Raw genomic sequence first — 15,618 nt, 5'->3', positions numbered from 1 at the left:
GCGCTATACTGCTCGCCGCCAATACGCAGCCTCGAGAGTCTAGACCGTTATGGGAACAACTACCCAGGATCAGAGGTATGTGCTGTGCAGGCCGGACGCTGGATTGAACGACATTTTGTGTCAGATTGAACTCATGCATCGGTATGCAGATAGATCTGGCCGGACCCTTATTGTCGATACCGCGTACGCCAATTCTATAACATTCAAAGACGAGATGTCTAATTACTTTACAAGCAAGGAATCAAATCTGGTCTTGAGCGCACGGAATTTGATCGAGTCGTTCGACTCGATGGTTGTGTTTCCGCCCGCCCTTCAAGGACGTGTCAATGGTTATTACCCTTGGGTAAGAGACGAACGCGACGAGATTGTTGATTGGGAGACCGGGATTCCTGTCTCGTTTGATATGAGCATGGATTATCCGCATCAGCTACTTGTCCATCACGCCTATGGCGGAGGCGCGATATCCTTATTTGCTTTAACGAAACTCACCATCAACGATAATATCATCGACCAACTTGTGGAACGAATGGACACGATTGGATCGCCGTACAGCGCCATACACATACGGAATACGGATTATAAAACCAACTACAAACCGACTATTGAAAGGCTCAGGAATTCTGTACTCACTCCAGTTTTTATATCAACCGATAGTCTCGAATGCCGAAATTACTGCGAACAGGCTTTCGGCGCCCAAAATGTTTTCTATTTCTCGAACCTTCCGCATGATGGTAAGGCAATCCATTACAACCAAGGATTTTCAGATATATTCCAAAGAAATGCAGACGCGATACTGGATCTGTTAATGCTTGCCCTTTCATCACGATTTCATCGGGTGAGCCGCGATGGCAGTCCCGATGGCGCGGTTCGAGGTTACTCGATGCTTGCGGAAAATCTTTTCACCTACGATGGCATACTGCTTTCGCTCTTCGGAACCAACAGCCGGGCGCTGACGATCCTGAAGCGTGCTATCGAATGGCGAAAACAAGCGATAGACGGTTTTCTGTCCGTGATGACGGGAACAGCCCGCACGGATCCCAAGAGGTGCCACTCCTGGGGAACCCTCAGGCTTGGGTGATCGGTACCGGAATCCCGAGCCCCGGTCCCAACCGCGTGCGGCACTTGCCCAAGGCCGCGAACGCCGCGTTCGAATCACGGGCCAACCGCATCAGGTCGCCGAGCCGCGCCCTACCCCGGGCAAAAGCGAAAAACACCGCGGCGATGTCGGGCTCGCCGTCCGGGGTGAGCGCCTCTGCGGCAAAGGCCGGAAGCGCCTGGTTGGCGGGGTCGCAGACCACCCGGAGGGCCGCGAAGGGCAGGCCGTGGCGGCCCGCGAAGGCGGCGGCGACGTGGGATTCCATGTCGACGGCGGCGGCGCCGGTCAGGGCGCGCAGGTCCGCCTTGCCGTCGACCCCGAGAACGGCGGTGTCGACCCCCGCGAGGTCGGCCGGGATGACCCGGGGACCGATGCCCGCCAGGGCGTTGAGCAGCGTGGCGGAGAGATCGAGGTCGGCGGCGCGCCGGCCTTCCTCGCCGATGACCCCGGTACCCACCACCACGTCGCCGGGCTTCAGGGACGGGTCGAGGCCGCCCGCGATGCCGAAGCTGATCACCGCCCGGCAGCCGGGCTGCGGGCGCGCGTCGAGGAGCTGGCGCAGGCGGTGCGGGTTGCCGCCGGCACCGACCGCCTCGACCCCCTCCCCGGCCGCGAGGCGGCGCTCGCGGGCGAGACCGGTGACGGCGAGGACGGGCGCGGCAGGATCGATCATCGCGCGCTGGTGGACCAGTCCGGCGAGCTCCGCAAGGAGCCGCGAGCGCCGGGGTGCCGGCGCCGCGGGATCGTCGTCGGAGGAAGCCACGTTCGCAATACCGGGGTTCGCGGGCGGAAGGACTCTTGCGATCCGCTCCGGCGTCGTCCCGAACGGTGGCGCCGGCCCGAAGGTCGGCGCCGGGCGCGTCACATGCCGAACTGGACGCGCCGGCTGTTGGTGCGCTTCAGGTTGCGGAACCGCGCCATCGCCCAGAGCGGGAAGAACTTCGGGTAGCCATGGTACCGCAGGTAGAACACCCGCGGGAAGCCCGTGGCGGTGTAGCGCTCCTCGTTCCAGAATCCGTCCGCGCCCTGCGTGCGGGTCAGGAAGTTGATGCCGCGGGTCACGGCCGGGTCGTCGACCGCGCCGGCCGCCATCAGGGCCAGCAGCGCCCAGGCGGTCTGCGAGGCCGTGGACGAGCCCGCCTCGAAGGCCGGATCGATCTTGTAGGACGAGGCGTCCTCGCCCCAGCCGCCATCCGGGTTCTGGATCCGGATCAGCCAGGACACCGAGCGCTGGATCCGCGGATCGGCGGAATCGACCCCCGCGGCGTTGAGAGCGCACAGCACCGACCAGGTGCCGTAGATGAAGTTCATGCCCCAGCGGCCGTACCAGGAGCCGTCCTCCTCTTGGTCGTTGAGCAGGTAGTTCACGCCGCGGTCGAGCGCCCGGGAGGTCTCCCGGGTCTCGCCGAGCTGCGCCAGCATCCCGACCACGCGGGCGGTGACGTCCGCGGTCGGCGGGTCGAGCAGCGCGCCGTGGTCGGAGAACGGGATGTGGTTGAGGTACATGTGGTTGTTGTCGGCGTCGAACGCCGCCCAGCCGCCGTCCTGCGACTGCAGGCCCTCGACCCATTCCCGGGCGCGGGCGATCGAGGCCTTGTAGTCCGGCATGCCGGCGACCAGCCCGTGCTGGTGCATGGCCCGGTCCATGGCCATCACCACCACGGCGGTGTCGTCGAGATCGGGGTAGTGCGCGTTGGCGTACTGGAAGGCCCAGCCGCCGGGGCGGACCTTCGGCTTGCGCGCCGCCCAGTCGCCGACGATGTCGAGCACCTGGCGGGGCTTCAGCCAGTCGAGCCCGGCGCGGGCCTGGGCCTCGGCCTCGGGGCTGCCGGCCTCCAGGAGGGCGTGCGCGGCCAGCGCCGTATCCCAGACCGGGGAGACGCAGGGCTGGACGTAGGCCTCGTCGGCCTTCTCGACCACCAGCTTCTCGATGGCGTCGCAGGCGACGCGGACCTGCGGGTGATCGGGGCGGTAGCCCATCACCTCGTACATCAGCACCGAGTTGACCATGGCGGGGAAGATCGCCCCCAGGCCATCCTCGCCGTTCAGGCGCTCGCTGACCCAGGCGCGGGCCTTCTCCATGGCGCGCTGGCGGCTCTTGCGCGGCAGGCGGTCCTCGACCAGCTGCAGCATCCGGTCGATGAAGCCGAAGATCGGCGTCCACGGCCAAGTCGCGTGCGGGGAGCCCGGCCAGGTGCGGACGCTCTCGGGCGGCGTGATGAACAGCTCCTGGACGCTGATCCCGCGCGGGTTGCGGGCGCGCGGCTTGGTCGCCTGGAGCACGAACAGCGGCACCACGGTGGTGCGAGCCCAGTAGCTGATCTTGTCGAGGTGGAACGGGAACCACTTCGGCAGGAACATCACCTCCACGGGCATCACCGGCACGGCGCGCCAGGGCACCTCACCGTAGAGCGCCAGCATGAAGCGGGTGAAGACGTTGGCGTTGGCCGCGCCGCCGCGGGACAGGATCGCCTCCCGGGCCCGGCGCATGTACGGCGCCTCGATGTCCTCGCCGATCATCTTGAGGGCGAAATACGCCTTGACCGTGCAGCTCATGTCGAACGGCCCCTCGTGGACGAGGGCCCAGCCGCCGTGCCGGCCTTGGGTGCGGCGCAGGTAGTTGCCGATCTTGGCCTCGAGGCCTTCGGGCACGGGCGTGCCGCGGAAGTGGTGGAACAGGACGTATTCGGACGGAATCGTGGCATCGGCCTCGAGTTCGAAGCAGATATGCCCGTCGTCGTGCGCCAGGTTGATCAGCGCGCGCGTCGCCTGCGCCACGCCGCGCTCGACGTCGTCGAGCGAGATCCCCTGGGTCTTCGAGCGCTGAAGCGGCTCGACCTTGCTTACGGCCTCTCTCATGGTCCTCGCCTCGAACGGCCGCTGCGTTGCGGCCGCCATGCCTCAAGCGGCGCCCAATGCGCCCGATACCGGCGCGCGTAACCCGCCGCGCACGGACGATCCGTGACGCAGCGCACGCGCGGCCGTCTTGCCCGAACGGATCGCTCCCTCGATCGTCGATGGCAGACCGGTGGCGGTCCAATCGCCTGCCAGGACGAGATTCTCGTAGGCGGTTTCGGCCCCCGAGCGACGCGCGGCCTCGGCCGGCGTCGCCGCGAAGGTCGCACGCTTCTCCTTTACGATCTGCCAGCTGGGCAGTTCCGGGGCAAGACTGCACAACTGTGCGATCTCACCCCAGATCTGGCGGGCGAGGTCTTCCCGGGGCACGTCGAGGAGCCGGTCGGCACCGCTAATCGTCACCGAGTACCGATCCGGATAGGCGAAAAGCCACTCCGTCAGGGCGTTTACGACGCCGAGGACCAGCGGGCCGCCGGGCTTCGGTGCAAGGGCGAAATGCGCGTTCACGATAGATCGGAATTCCACCGGGGCGAGGAGACCCGGCAACACCTCCCGGGCGACCCAGGGCGGCAGGGCGAGCACGATTCCGTCGTCGGGGCCGATCGCCTCCGGGCCGTCGGAGAACAGCAGCTGCCCGATTCGGCCGTCGGCGCCGTCGAGGCCGCGCAGGCGCCGGCCGACGCGGATCTCGCAGCCGCGGGCGCTCAGGTAGCGCAGGGCCGGGTCCACGAAGGCGTAGGACAGGCCCTCCACCGCCACCAGCGGGCGGCAGGCCTTGCCGCCGGCGCCGAGGCTCTCGCGCAGGATCCGGGCGGCCAGCCCGACATCGCTGTCCCGCGGCTCGGTGTTGAGCGCGGCCAGGAGGACCGGGTGCCAGAGCCGGGCGTAGAGGTCGCCCTCGCAGGCCATGCTGTCGCCGATCGTGCCCCCGGCGCCCTCGGGCTTGCCGGAGGCCGCGCGCAGGATTCCGAGCGGGGCGAGATAATCGCGGGCGCGGGTGCCGGGGACGCGGCGCGACGGGCTCATCACCCACCAGGGCAGCCGCCCGGCATTGGGGCGCAGGCACCAGCGTTCGCCGGTCTTCAGGTCGGCGAAGTCGAACGCCGCCTCGTCGGGTCCGGCGAGGGCGTCGGCGGGGGCGCCGACGGTCTTGAGGAAGCCCAGGGCGTCGGCGTTGCCCGACAGCAGCAGGTGGTTGCCGTTGTCGATCGTCAGGCCCAGCGACGGGTCGTAATAGGAACGGCAGCGCCCGCCGGCCTGCTTGGCGGCCTCGTGCAGCACCACCCGGGCACCGGTCTCGGCCAGCGCGACGGCGGCGGAGAGGCCGGCCAGCCCGGCCCCGACGACGTGGACGGTTCCCATCAGACCAGTCCGTGCCGGAGGACGACGGCGAGCAGCGCCAGCTTGCCGGGCTTGACCCGGGCGCGGGGCATCGCCCAGCCGCGCTCGAGCACCGCCTTCAGGTAGAGGTGATAGGCGGCGGCCATCAGCCGGGCGGCCTTGGTCGCCTTGCGGGGGCTGCGCCGGATGATCTCCCAGGTCGCCTGGTAATGATCCTCCGCCTCCCGCGCGAGCGAGATGCAGACCTCCCCGATGCGCGGGTGGCCGACCGCCTGCGCCGGGGTGGGATCGGCCAGCCCGATGGCGGCCAGCTTCTCGCGGGGCAGGTAGAGGCGGCCGCGCTCGGCATCCTCGTCGATGTCCCGGAGGATGTTGGTGAGCTGGAGCGCCCGGCCCTGGTGCCAGGCGAGCCGGATCCCGTCCGCCTCCGGCATGCCGAAGATCCGCACCGACAGGCGGCCGACCGCGCTCGCCACCCGGTCGCAATAGAGGTCGAGGGTCTCGGCATCCGGAGCGACGATGTCCGCGACGGCATCCATGGCCATGCCGTCGATCACCGCCTGGAAATCCTCGCGCTTCAGGTCGTAGCGGCGCACCGGCTCGACGAGGTCGCGCACCCGCGCGGCCGGACGGCCGGCATAGAGGGCGTCGATGTCGGCGCGCCAGCGATCGAGCTCGACCTGCCGCACCGCCCGCGCCCCGCCATCGTCGGCCACGTCGTCGACGGAGCGGCAGAAGGCGTAGACGGCATACATCGCCTCGCGCCGCTCCTTCGGGAGCAGGCGCATGGCGGTGTAGAACGACGAGCCGGCGGCCGGCAGGGCCGGGGCGGCCGCGTCCTGATCGGTGATGGGGGTCGCGGTGGCGCTCACGAGCGGATTCCCTGAGCCGCGCCCCGCACGATCCGGCCCCGGAAGGGCCGGCGCGCCAGGGTGGCGGCGACGCCGCCGAGCGCGGTGAGGGCGAAGGCGGCCTTGCCGTGATGGACTTTGTCCGAGAGCGGATCGCGCGTGGTCAGACCCTTGGCGAGCACCACGGCGAGCCGGTGGATCGCGGCGATCTCCAGGGAGAGCCGCAGGTCGTCGATCAGGTCCGGCAGGGCCGAGCCCTCGTCGAGGAGGTCGAGGCAGCGTTGCGCCAGCTCGGCGATCACCGCCCGGAGCTGCGGGGTCGCCTTGGGGGCACCCAGCATCGCGATGCTCGCACCGTGCCGGTCGAGCGTGTCCTGCGGGATGTAGACCCGGTCGAGCCCCGAAAAATCCTTGCCGCAATCTTGGAGGTGATTGATGATCTGGAGCGCCGCGCAGATCGCGTCGGAGGCCTTATAGACCCGGGCCGGATCCTCGCCGTGGACGTCGAGGACGAAGCGCCCGACCGGCATCGCCGAATAGCGGCAATAGTGGATCAGCTCGTCCCAGTTCGCCGTACGGTTCTTGCGCGCGTCCATCCGGAACGCGTCGAGGAGTTCGAGCGCGTGGCGGGGCGGCAGGCCGCGGGCGGCGAGCTCGCGCTTGAGCGGCTCGGCCTCCGGGTCGGAAGGGCCGGCGCCGGTGAGCGCGTCGGCCAGCTGGTCGAGCAGCGCGAGCTTGCGCTCGGACGCGAGTTCCGTGTGGTCGGCTACGTCGTCGCCGGCGCGGACGAAGTTGTAGAACGCCAGGATCGCCCCGCGGTGGCGCGGATGGATCAGGTGCGAGGCGACCGGAAAGTTCTCGTCGCGGTGCCCCTTGCCGGAGCGTGCCGCGGTCGCGGTGTCGAGCTTGCTCATCCGAGATACCCGGCCTGGCGGAACCACGCGATCGCGTCGGACAGGCCCTCGCGATAGGGCCGCGCCGTATAGCCCAGCTCCGCCCGGGCCTTCTTGTCGGAAAAAAACATCCGGTAGCGGGACATGCGGATGCCGTCGATCGTGGCGAACGGCTGGCGGCCGGTGACCCGGGCGGCGAGCTGGGCGAAGAACGCCACCGGGTAGACCGCGGCCCGCGGCAGGTTCACGGTCGGGGGCTTGCGACCGACCATGCCGGCGATGTCGGCGAGCATCTGCGACAGGAACACGTCCTCGCCGCCCAGGATGTAGCGCTCGCCGATCCGCCCCTTGCGGAGCGCCAGCAGGTGGCCGTGGGCCACGTCGTCGACATGGGCGAGGTTCAGCCCGGTATCCACGAAGGCCGGCATCTTGCCCAGCGCCGCCTCCTGGATGATCCGGCCGGTGGGCGTCGGCTTCACGTCCCGGGGGCCGATCGGGGTCGACGGGTTGACGATCACCGCCTGCAACCCGTCCCGGGCGATCATCTCCTCGACCACGCGCTCGGCCACGACCTTGCTGCGCTTGTAGGCGCCGATGGCCGTCTCGGGCGTCAGCGGCATGGTCTCATCGGAGGGCGTGACCCCGTCGGCCGGCGGCTTGATGGTGGCGACGCTCGACGTGTAGACCACCCGCTCGACGCCCGCATCGAGGGCCGCGCGCATCATCAGGCGGGTGCCGTCGCGGTTGGTGCAGACGATCTCCTCCATATCCGGCGCCCAGAGCCGGTAATCGGCCGCGGCGTGGATCAGGTAGCGCTGGCCGCGCAGGGCGGCGGCCACGGCCGCAGGGTCGCGCATGTCCCCTTCGGCGATCTCGACATCGGTCCAGGTCAGGTTCCGGCGCGGGCTCGTGGCGCGCACGAGGATGCGCACCGGGAAGCCGGCCCGGCGGAACACGTCGACCAGGGCTGAACCGAGGAACCCGCTCGCGCCGGTGATCAGCACGGGGCCGACCTCGGACGGGCCGGAGGAAGTGGCCTCTACCATCGCGTGTCTAAAGCGTTGCGGAATGCCGGCGCGGGCGGGGGACCCCGCCGCGCCGCGCTTGTGTCATCGAACCGCCTGAGCGGCAAGCGAGGGGTAGAATCGGTTTGCTCGGAGCCGCTGCGCGGCACTCATCATGCTGGATCCCGGGTCGCATTCCGCTGACGCTCCATGCGCCCGGGAAAAGGCGTCGCGTTCGACCCTGCACCAACCCTTTCCCGGACAGGTGGAGCGCAGCGGAACCTGATCCGGGACCCAGCACAGGAATCGCCGCGATGCGGCACTGCCACGTCTCGCTAATCCGCAGACAACGCGCCCCGGAAAGCTGCCTTGTCACGTCGCACCCGGCCTGGATCAGGCCAGGCGCAGGCGCGAGCGGCCTTCCTTGCGCTCCGGCAGGGTGGCCAGCGCGGTCTTGACGATGGTTGCGGCGTCGAGGCCGGCCTCGGCGTACATCTTCTCCGGGCTGTCGTGGTCCTGGTACAGGTCCGGCAGCGTCAGGGTCCGCACCCGGACGCGCCCGGCATCCAGCGCACCCTTCTCGGACAAGAGGTGCAGCACCATCGCCCCGAACCCGCCGCGCGAGCCCTCCTCGATGGTGATCAGAACCTCGTGGCTCTGCGCCAGGTCCAGGATCAGCGCCTCGTCCAGCGGCTTGGCAAAGCGCGCATCCGCCACGCTCACCGCCACGCCCTGCTCCGAGAGTGTATCCGCCGCCTTCAAGGCCTCCGACAGCCGCGTGCCCAGCGACAGGATCGCCACCCGCGCCTCCGGGTCCTGGCGGACCATCCGGCCCTTGCCGATCGCCAGGACGTCGCCCCGCTCCGGCAATTCGACGCCGACGCCCTCGCCGCGCGGGTAGCGCAGCGCGATCGGGCCGCTGTCATGGGCGTGCGCCGTCGCCACCATGTGCACCAGCTCGGCCTCGTCGGAGGCCGCCATCACGGTCATGTTCGGCAGGCAGCACAGGTACGCCAGGTCGAACGCGCCGGCATGCGTCGCCCCGTCCGCGCCGACCAGCCCGGCCCGGTCCAGGCAGAACCGCACCGGCAGGTTCTGCAGCGCCACGTCGTGCACGACCTGGTCGTAGGCCCGCTGCAGGAAGGTCGAGTAGATCGCCACGAACGGCCGGTAGCCCTCGGTGGCCAAGCCGCCGGCAAACGTCACCGCGTGCTGCTCGGCGATGCCGACGTCGAAGGTTTTTTCGGGGTGGGCTTTCCCAAAGAGATCGATGCCGGTGCCGCCCGGCATCGCCGCGGTGATCGCCACGACCTTGTCGTCGGCGTCGGCCGCCTTGATCAGGCTCTCGCCGAACACCCTTGTGTAGGCCGGCGCGTTGGGCTTGGCCTTCGCCTGGACCCCCGAGACCACGTCGAACTTGACCACGCCGTGGTAGCGGTCGGCCGAGGCCTCGGCCGGGGCGTAGCCCTTGCCCTTGCGGGTGACGACGTGGAGCAGGATCGGGCCGTGCTCGGCGTCGCGGACGTTCTTCAGGACGGGCAGCAGCTGGTCGAGGTTGTGCCCGTCGACCGGGCCGACATAGTGAAAACCCATCTCCTCGAACATCGTGCCGCCGCCCACCACCAGGGAGCGGGCGTACTCTTCGGCGGCCGCCGCGCGCTGGTAGAGCGCCTTGGGTAGAAGCTTGCCGAGCTGCTTGGCGGTCTCGCGCAGGGACTGGTAGGTGCCGCCCGAGGCCAGGCGAGCGAGATAGCCCGACATCGCGCCGACCGGCGGGGCGATCGACATGTCGTTGTCGTTGAGGATGACGATCAGGCGCGAATGTAGGGCGCCGGCATTGTTCATCGCCTCGTAGGCCATGCCGGCCGACATCGAGCCGTCGCCGATCACCGCGATGGCGTTGCGGCGCTTGGAGGCCCGGCCCTTGGCCTTGGCGGCCTCGGCGTCGAGGTCGCGGGCGACCGCCATGCCGAGCGCGGCCGAGATCGAGGTCGAGGAATGGGCGGCGCCGAACGGGTCGTAGGCGCTCTCGGAGCGCTTGGTGAAGCCGGACAGGCCTCCCCCCTGGCGCAGCGTCCGGATGCGGTCGCGGCGCCCGGTCAGGATCTTGTGCGGGTAGCACTGGTGGCCGACGTCCCAGACGATGCGGTCGTCGGGGGTGTCGAACACGTGGTGCAGGGCGACCGTGAGTTCGACCACGCCGAGCCCGGAGCCGAGATGGCCGCCGGTGATCGACACCGCGTCGATCATCTCGGCCCGCACCGCGTCCGCCACCGCCTGCAACTCGGATTCGGGAAGCTGCCGGAGCGCCGCAGGCTCCGGGATACGGTCGAGCAACGCCGCGTGGTCAGAGGATATCGCCAAGGGAAGCATCCGCTCGTTCGAGTGTGGTAACGGCCCCGTCACGCGGGCTTCCGAAAAAGGGGTCTCGCCGTCACGACGCCAGCGCCCGGGGGGCACGCGTTCATGCTAGAACCGACCCGACCGTCGCTGTCATGATAGTGCCACGTACGAACGATCGGCGGCGCGATCAATGTCCGACCGACGTTTTTTCCAGTCACGTGCCCTTACCGCCACATGAGGTCCGCTCTTGAGCCCGGCTCGTCTGTGCATCATTTCGCTCATGCTGGCGATTACCCCCGCCGGCCAAGCTTTTGCCGGCCAAGCTTACGCCAGTCCTCGGCCGCCGGACGGCAACCTCGATTTCCCGTGCAACTTCCTGGGCGCCTGCCCGCCGCGGGTCCAGCCCGGCGGTCCGGACCGCGACGCCCGGCCCTTCACGGGGAGCCTCGGCCGCCCCTGCGCGTGGCGCGACCGTCCGACCCCGGAGGGTCCCCGGCGGGTGCGGGTATGCTGGTAGCGCTGCCCCGGGGGGCGTGTGCCGCGGCGCTGGCCGTCCTCGCCCTGTCGGCGCCGGCCCGATCCCAGGAGACCTGCCCGGCGCTGTTCGCCGGCGGGCTCGCGCCGGTCCTGACGAACGCAAAGCTCGCCGCCCGCACGGTGCCGCTCTGCTTCGAGGCCTTCGCGGTCCTGCATTCGGGGGTGACGCGCACGCCGCTCTATTCCGCCGAGCACCTCACCCGGGCCAGCGTCGCCGACGCCCGCACGGTCGCCCGCGACGACGCGTTCCACGAGGAGGCGCGGCTGCCGGATGCCGAGCGCGCATCCCTGGAGGACTACGTCCGCAGCGGCTTCGATCGCGGCCACCTCGCCCCGGCAGGCGACATGCCGACCTTGAGCGCCCAGGCCGAATCGTTCAGCCTGGCCAACATCGTGCCGCAGAACCGGGTGCTCAACCGCGGGCTCTGGGCCGACATCGAGGAGGGCACCCGGCGGCTGGCGAGCCGGCGCGGCGCGCTCTTCGTGGTCACCGGGGTGATCTTCTCCGGGCAGGCGGTGCAGCAGATCAAGGGCGGCGTGCTCGTGCCCACCCAGCTGTTCAAGGCGCTCTACGACCCGGCCAGCGGCGAGGCCGGCGCCTACCTGGCCCGCAACGACGACGCCCGGGACTGGCGCGCGGTCTCGATCGACGACCTAACCCGCGAGGCCGGGATCGACGTGTTCCCGGCCCTGCCGCCCGCCGCCCGGGCCGGCGCGATGACCCTGCCGGACCCCCGTGCCGGGGCGCGCCCGGAGGGGCACCGCCCCCGGCCCGAGCAGAGCTGGCAGGACTGGCTCGGCCACGAGCTTCACCGCGCCGCACGCAAGCTTCTGCGCGACCTGCTGCGATCGATCTTCTGAGAGGGACCATGCCAGAGGACAAGCCGAGCCGCCGGAAGCCCAAGGCGGACGCCTTCGAACCCTTCGCCGACGACGCGTCGGTCCGCACCATCGGCGCCCTGAGCTTCGAGAACGGCACCGACCGAATCGCCCTGCACGGTACCCTCGACCTCACCAAGGACAAGGCCGGCCTGGCGCAGGCGCGCCTGCTCCAGGCCACCGCTGAGGCCATCGTGAAGGCCCTGGAGGCCGGCGACCTGCCCGACGCGGTGGCGGAGGCGGCCGACGAGGCGCCCAAATCCGTGGCCAATCCCTTCGCCTGAGCCGCGGACGGCCGGCGGGCGTCCTTGCCGGTGCCGGGCGGGCCTGATACTCGGTCGGCGACATTCTTATATCGTGGGGAACGCGCGTACAGGACGGGTCCAAGGCCCCGGGCCTGACCCGTGCCGCTGGCACGCACCGCGCAGCCCCGAACAACGCGCCGAGGACGATCCGCGATGGCTCGCGAATTCATCTACCACATGCGGGGACTCACGAAGTCCTACCTGGGCGGCAAGAAGGTCCTGGAGGACGTCAACCTGTCGTTCTACCCGGACGCCAAGATCGGCGTGCTTGGCATCAACGGCTCGGGCAAGTCGACCCTGCTCAAGATCATGGCCGGCATCGACACGGAGTGGACCGGCGAGGGCTTCGTCGCCCAGGGCGCCCGGGTCGGCTACCTGCCGCAGGAGCCGCAGCTCGATCCGAACAAGTCGGTCCGCCAGAACATCATGGAGGGCGTGGCCGAGAAGCAGGCGCTGCTCGACCGCTACAACGAACTCGCCATGAACTATTCCGAGGAGACCGCCGACGAGATGACGGCGCTCCAGGACAAGATCGAGGCGGCCAATCTCTGGGAGCTCGATTCCAAGGTCGATCAGGCCATGGAGGCCCTGGGCTGCCCGAGCGACGAGCAGCCGGTCGCGACCCTGTCGGGCGGCGAGCGCCGCCGCGTGGCCCTGTGCAAGCTGCTGCTGTGGGAGCCGGAGCTTCTCCTGCTCGACGAGCCGACCAACCACCTCGACGCCGAGACGGTGAACTGGCTCGAAGGCCACCTGAAGTCCTATCCGGGCGCGATCCTGATCGTGACCCACGATCGCTACTTCCTCGACAACGTCACAAGCTGGATCCTCGAGCTCGATCGCGGCCGGGGCTACCCGTACGAGGGCAACTACTCGGCCTGGCTGGTGCAGAAGCAGAAGCGCCTCCAGCAGGAGGGCCGCGAGGACATGGCCCGCCAGCGCTCGATCACGCGCGAGCAGGAGTGGATCGCCGCCTCGCCCAAGGCCCGGCAGTCGAAGTCGAAGGCCCGCATCACCCGCTACGAGGAGCTGGTCGCCAAGCAGAACAATAAGGTCGACGCCGCCGCGCAGATCGTCATCCCGATCGACGAGCGGCTGGGCAACAACGTCATCGAGTTCGAGCACCTCAACAAGGCGTTCGGCGACCGCCTGCTGATCGAAGACCTGTCGTTCAAGCTGCCGCCCGGCGGCATCGTCGGGGTGATCGGTCCGAACGGGGCCGGCAAGACCACCCTGTTCAAGATGATCACGGGCCAGGAGACGCCGGACGGCGGCAAGATCGCGGTCGGCGAGACGGTGAAGCTCGGCTACGTCGATCAGTCGCGCGACGCCCTCGATCCCAGCGCCACAGTCTGGCAGGAGGTCTCGGGCGGCAACGACATCATCTATTTCAACAAGCGCGAGATCAATTCCCGCGCCTATTGCGCGGCCTTCGCGTTCAAGGGCGGCGACCAGCAGAAGAAGGTCGGCACCCTGTCGGGCGGCGAGCGCAACCGCGTCCACCTCGCCCGGACCCTGAAGGGCGGCGCCAACGTGCTGCTACTCGACGAGCCGACCAACGACCTCGACATGGAGACCCTGCGCGCCCTCGAGGACGCGCTGGAGGATTACGCCGGCTGCGCGGTGATCATCAGCCACGATCGCTGGTTCCTGAACCGCATCGCGACGCACATCCTGGCCTTCGAGGGCGACAGCCACGTGGAATGGTTCGAGGGCAACTTCTCCGACTACGAAGCGGACAAGATGCGCCGGCTCGGGGCTGATTCGCTGATGCCGAAGAAGATCAAGTACAAGAAGTTTTCGCGATAGGATTCGGTCCCGGCCTTCGAGCCGGGACCATTTGGGCCGATCCCCGGCCCTCGTCCCGATAGGCAGGGCCGCGACCGGGTTCTTCGCTCGCGACCGGCGCTGCGGCGCGTCTTGGAAGATCGGTGCCGGTTCGCGGATGAGGGGAATGCTGTGTTTCTCCTCCCCCCGGGACTACGGGTTACACGGGCTGGACGATCCATCTTCCGCAGGTTGATCCCCCCTACGCGACGACCGAGGCGGTCATTCCGGGGCGCCGCAGGCGAGCCCGGAACCCAGAACCGCTTTCGGCGCAAGAGCTTGACACGTCGGCGTCTCTGGTTCCCGGGCTCCGCTGCGCGGCCCCGGGATGACGGCGCTCGGCCGTGTCGATCCAGTCGCCGCTTGACGTCCAGGACCGAGCTGTCCGCCCGTTGAAAAGATGATGATTCCCACCTGCGCAACCCGTCGCCGAATGGAATGAGCGCGCGTCGCGCCTTTCGATGACCGATGCGTGAACCCTGTAGCCCGTGCGGGAGACGTGTGATCTGGCGACCCTCTCGAGAAGCGTCGCGTCGTCTTCCGCGTGCGCCGGATCAGGCGGCTCGCCCTCTCACGCTGAGAGGCCCCCTCATCCCAGGCGCCCCCGCGCCGCGTCCAGCATAGCCTGAAGGCTCTGTGCCAGGGGGATCGCGGGCTGCCAGCCCGTGGCCGCCGTGAAGGCCGAGGGATCGCAGCCCTGGCTGCGGGCGCCCGTCGGCCGGGTGCGGTCGGGCGCGACCTGCACGGTGAACGCCGCCTCGGTCAGGTCGCGGAACAGGTCGAGGATCGCCGAGACCGGCGTGACGATCCCGGTGCCGACGTTGAAGGTGCCGCCGTCGGGCAGGTCGTCGGCCCGGTCCAGGGCGCGCAGGCAGGCCGCGGTCACGTCCGACACGTCGAGGAAGTCGCGCGCCGCGGCGAGGTCCCCGGCCTCCAGAATCGGGGGGGCGAGGCCGCGCTCGATCCGCGCGATCTGTCCCGCGAAGGAGGCGGCCACGAAGGTCTCGCTCTGGCCGGGGCCGATATAGTTCGAGGGCCGCAGCACGAGGTGCCGCACGCCGGCATTGGCCAGCACGTCGCGCAGGATGTACTCGCAGGCGCTCTTGGTGCGGCCCGAGATCGTGTCGGGCCGGGGCGTCACGGATTCGTCCGGCCGGGGCCTGTCGCGGAACGCCTCCCCGTACACCACCGTCGAGCTCAGGAAGATCAGGGTCGCCCGGGTCCGCGCCACGGCCTCGGCGAGGTTGAGGCTGCCCAGCAGGTCCGCCCGCCAGGCATAGGCCGGCGTCTCGCTCGACCGGGCGACCGACGCCAGGGCGGCCAGGTGGAACACGACGGTCGGCTCGAACGCCGCCACCGCCGCGTCGAGCCTGTCGGCATCGAACGGGTCGACATCCAGGGCGGCGACGCCGTCGAGGGGCGGAAGCGGGCGGCGGTCGATGCCCAGGATGTGGCTGCCGGGGGGCAGCCCCTCCCGCAGCGCCTCGAGCAGGCGGCGGCCCAGGAAATCGCCGGCTCCGGTGACGAGGACGCGCATGAACCCTGCCCTTCCCCGGAACCCACCGGGATCGATCCGGCGCCTCTATAACAGCGATCGTCGGCGATGTGCGGGGGTGCGATGCGACCGCGATGCGACGCCGATCCGGATCGGCCCGGCTTCAGCGTTGCCGATGTCGGGCGGCCATGCAT

At 69.3% G+C, this 15,618-nt stretch carries 13 protein-coding genes; 5 read left to right on the top strand and 8 right to left on the bottom strand.

What is annotated here, in order from left to right:
• Positions 1–253: 253 nt before the first annotated feature.
• Positions 254–1,078: a hypothetical protein gene (locus FV233_RS17355; protein ID WP_147898193.1), complete on the top strand. Its 825-nt coding sequence runs from the start codon at positions 254–256 to the stop codon at positions 1,076–1,078.
• On the opposite strand, the gene FV233_RS17350 is transcribed toward FV233_RS17355, so the two are convergent.
• The 7 genes from FV233_RS17350 to dxs all read right to left on the bottom strand — a co-directional run bounded on the left by FV233_RS17350 (position 1,065) and on the right by dxs (position 10,414).
• The gene (locus FV233_RS17350; RefSeq protein ID WP_147898192.1) at positions 1,065–1,859 is read right to left on the bottom strand and encodes a phosphorylase; all 795 of its coding nucleotides are present in this window, start codon (positions 1,857–1,859) and stop codon (positions 1,065–1,067) included. The two genes, FV233_RS17355 and FV233_RS17350, sit on opposite strands and share 14 nt — an antisense overlap.
• Positions 1,860–1,957: 98 nt before the next feature.
• On the bottom strand, positions 1,958–3,955 hold the full coding sequence (gene shc / locus FV233_RS17345; RefSeq protein ID WP_147898191.1) for a squalene--hopene cyclase: 1,998 nt from the start codon (positions 3,953–3,955) through the stop codon (positions 1,958–1,960).
• Between the two features lie 42 nt (positions 3,956–3,997).
• On the bottom strand, positions 3,998–5,314 hold the full coding sequence (hpnE, locus tag FV233_RS17340) for a hydroxysqualene dehydroxylase HpnE (RefSeq protein WP_147898190.1): 1,317 nt from the start codon (positions 5,312–5,314) through the stop codon (positions 3,998–4,000).
• Positions 5,314–6,165, bottom strand: coding sequence for a presqualene diphosphate synthase HpnD (gene hpnD / locus FV233_RS17335; protein WP_147853933.1), 852 nt, complete (start codon positions 6,163–6,165; stop codon positions 5,314–5,316). Before hpnD ends, hpnE begins: the two co-directional genes overlap by 1 nt.
• Positions 6,162–7,058, bottom strand: a complete 897-nt coding sequence (gene hpnC / locus FV233_RS17330; RefSeq protein ID WP_147898189.1) for a squalene synthase HpnC — start codon at positions 7,056–7,058, stop codon at positions 6,162–6,164. The genes hpnD and hpnC overlap by 4 nt, the downstream gene beginning before the upstream one ends.
• Positions 7,055–8,083 (bottom strand): hopanoid-associated sugar epimerase, encoded by a 1,029-nt coding sequence (hpnA, locus tag FV233_RS17325; RefSeq protein WP_147898188.1) that lies wholly within the window; start codon positions 8,081–8,083, stop codon positions 7,055–7,057. The genes hpnC and hpnA overlap by 4 nt, the downstream gene beginning before the upstream one ends.
• 351 nt (positions 8,084–8,434) lie before the next feature.
• A complete protein-coding gene (gene dxs / locus FV233_RS17320; protein ID WP_147898187.1) occupies positions 8,435–10,414 on the bottom strand; it encodes a 1-deoxy-D-xylulose-5-phosphate synthase in 1,980 nt (659 codons plus the stop codon).
• A 250-nt stretch (positions 10,415–10,664) separates the two neighbouring features.
• Here dxs and FV233_RS31750 point away from each other — a divergent pair, with 250 nt between their 5' ends.
• From FV233_RS31750 to ettA, 4 genes are all read left to right on the top strand, one after another.
• Positions 10,665–10,901 (top strand): hypothetical protein, encoded by a 237-nt coding sequence (locus tag FV233_RS31750; RefSeq protein ID WP_147853937.1) that lies wholly within the window; start codon positions 10,665–10,667, stop codon positions 10,899–10,901.
• Entirely contained in the window at positions 10,892–11,782 is an 891-nt protein-coding gene (locus FV233_RS17310; RefSeq protein ID WP_147898186.1) for a DNA/RNA non-specific endonuclease, read from the top strand. Before FV233_RS31750 ends, FV233_RS17310 begins: the two co-directional genes overlap by 10 nt.
• A gap of 8 nt (positions 11,783–11,790) precedes the next feature.
• A complete protein-coding gene (locus tag FV233_RS17305) occupies positions 11,791–12,084 on the top strand; it encodes a hypothetical protein (protein ID WP_147855858.1) in 294 nt (97 codons plus the stop codon).
• Positions 12,085–12,258: 174 nt separating this feature from the next.
• Positions 12,259–13,911 (top strand): energy-dependent translational throttle protein EttA, encoded by a 1,653-nt coding sequence (gene ettA, locus FV233_RS17300; RefSeq protein ID WP_147855859.1) that lies wholly within the window; start codon positions 12,259–12,261, stop codon positions 13,909–13,911.
• 607 nt (positions 13,912–14,518) lie between these two features.
• Here ettA and FV233_RS17295 read toward each other — a convergent pair.
• A complete protein-coding gene (locus FV233_RS17295) occupies positions 14,519–15,466 on the bottom strand; it encodes an NAD(P)-dependent oxidoreductase (protein ID WP_147898185.1) in 948 nt (315 codons plus the stop codon).
• Positions 15,467–15,618: the final 152 nt, after the last annotated feature.

This window comes from Methylobacterium sp. WL7 (assembly GCF_008040085.1).
GTDB lineage: Bacteria > Pseudomonadota > Alphaproteobacteria > Rhizobiales > Beijerinckiaceae > Methylobacterium > Methylobacterium mesophilicum.
The sequence above is the reverse complement of the archived record's forward strand: the minus strand, read 5'-3'. Positions and strand labels throughout refer to the sequence as shown.

Bases quoted from the DNA above. Each gene is read 5' to 3' on its own strand.
- shc (WP_147898191.1), bottom strand. From the start codon at position 3,955: ATGAGAGAGGCCGTAAGCAAGGTCGAGCCGCTTCAGCGCTCGAAGACC.
- hpnE (WP_147898190.1), bottom strand. From the start codon at position 5,314: ATGGGAACCGTCCACGTCGTCGGGGCCGGGCTGGCCGGCCTCTCCGCC.
- hpnC (WP_147898189.1), bottom strand. From the start codon at position 7,058: ATGAGCAAGCTCGACACCGCGACCGCGGCACGCTCCGGCAAGGGGCAC.
- hpnA (WP_147898188.1), bottom strand. From the start codon at position 8,083: ATGGTAGAGGCCACTTCCTCCGGCCCGTCCGAGGTCGGCCCCGTGCTG.
- dxs (WP_147898187.1), bottom strand. From the start codon at position 10,414: ATGCTTCCCTTGGCGATATCCTCTGACCACGCGGCGTTGCTCGACCGT.
- FV233_RS31750 (WP_147853937.1), top strand. From the start codon at position 10,665: ATGCTGGCGATTACCCCCGCCGGCCAAGCTTTTGCCGGCCAAGCTTAC.
- FV233_RS17310 (WP_147898186.1), top strand. From the start codon at position 10,892: ATGCTGGTAGCGCTGCCCCGGGGGGCGTGTGCCGCGGCGCTGGCCGTC.
- FV233_RS17305 (WP_147855858.1), top strand. From the start codon at position 11,791: ATGCCAGAGGACAAGCCGAGCCGCCGGAAGCCCAAGGCGGACGCCTTC.
- ettA (WP_147855859.1), top strand. From the start codon at position 12,259: ATGGCTCGCGAATTCATCTACCACATGCGGGGACTCACGAAGTCCTAC.
- FV233_RS17295 (WP_147898185.1), bottom strand. From the start codon at position 15,466: ATGCGCGTCCTCGTCACCGGAGCCGGCGATTTCCTGGGCCGCCGCCTG.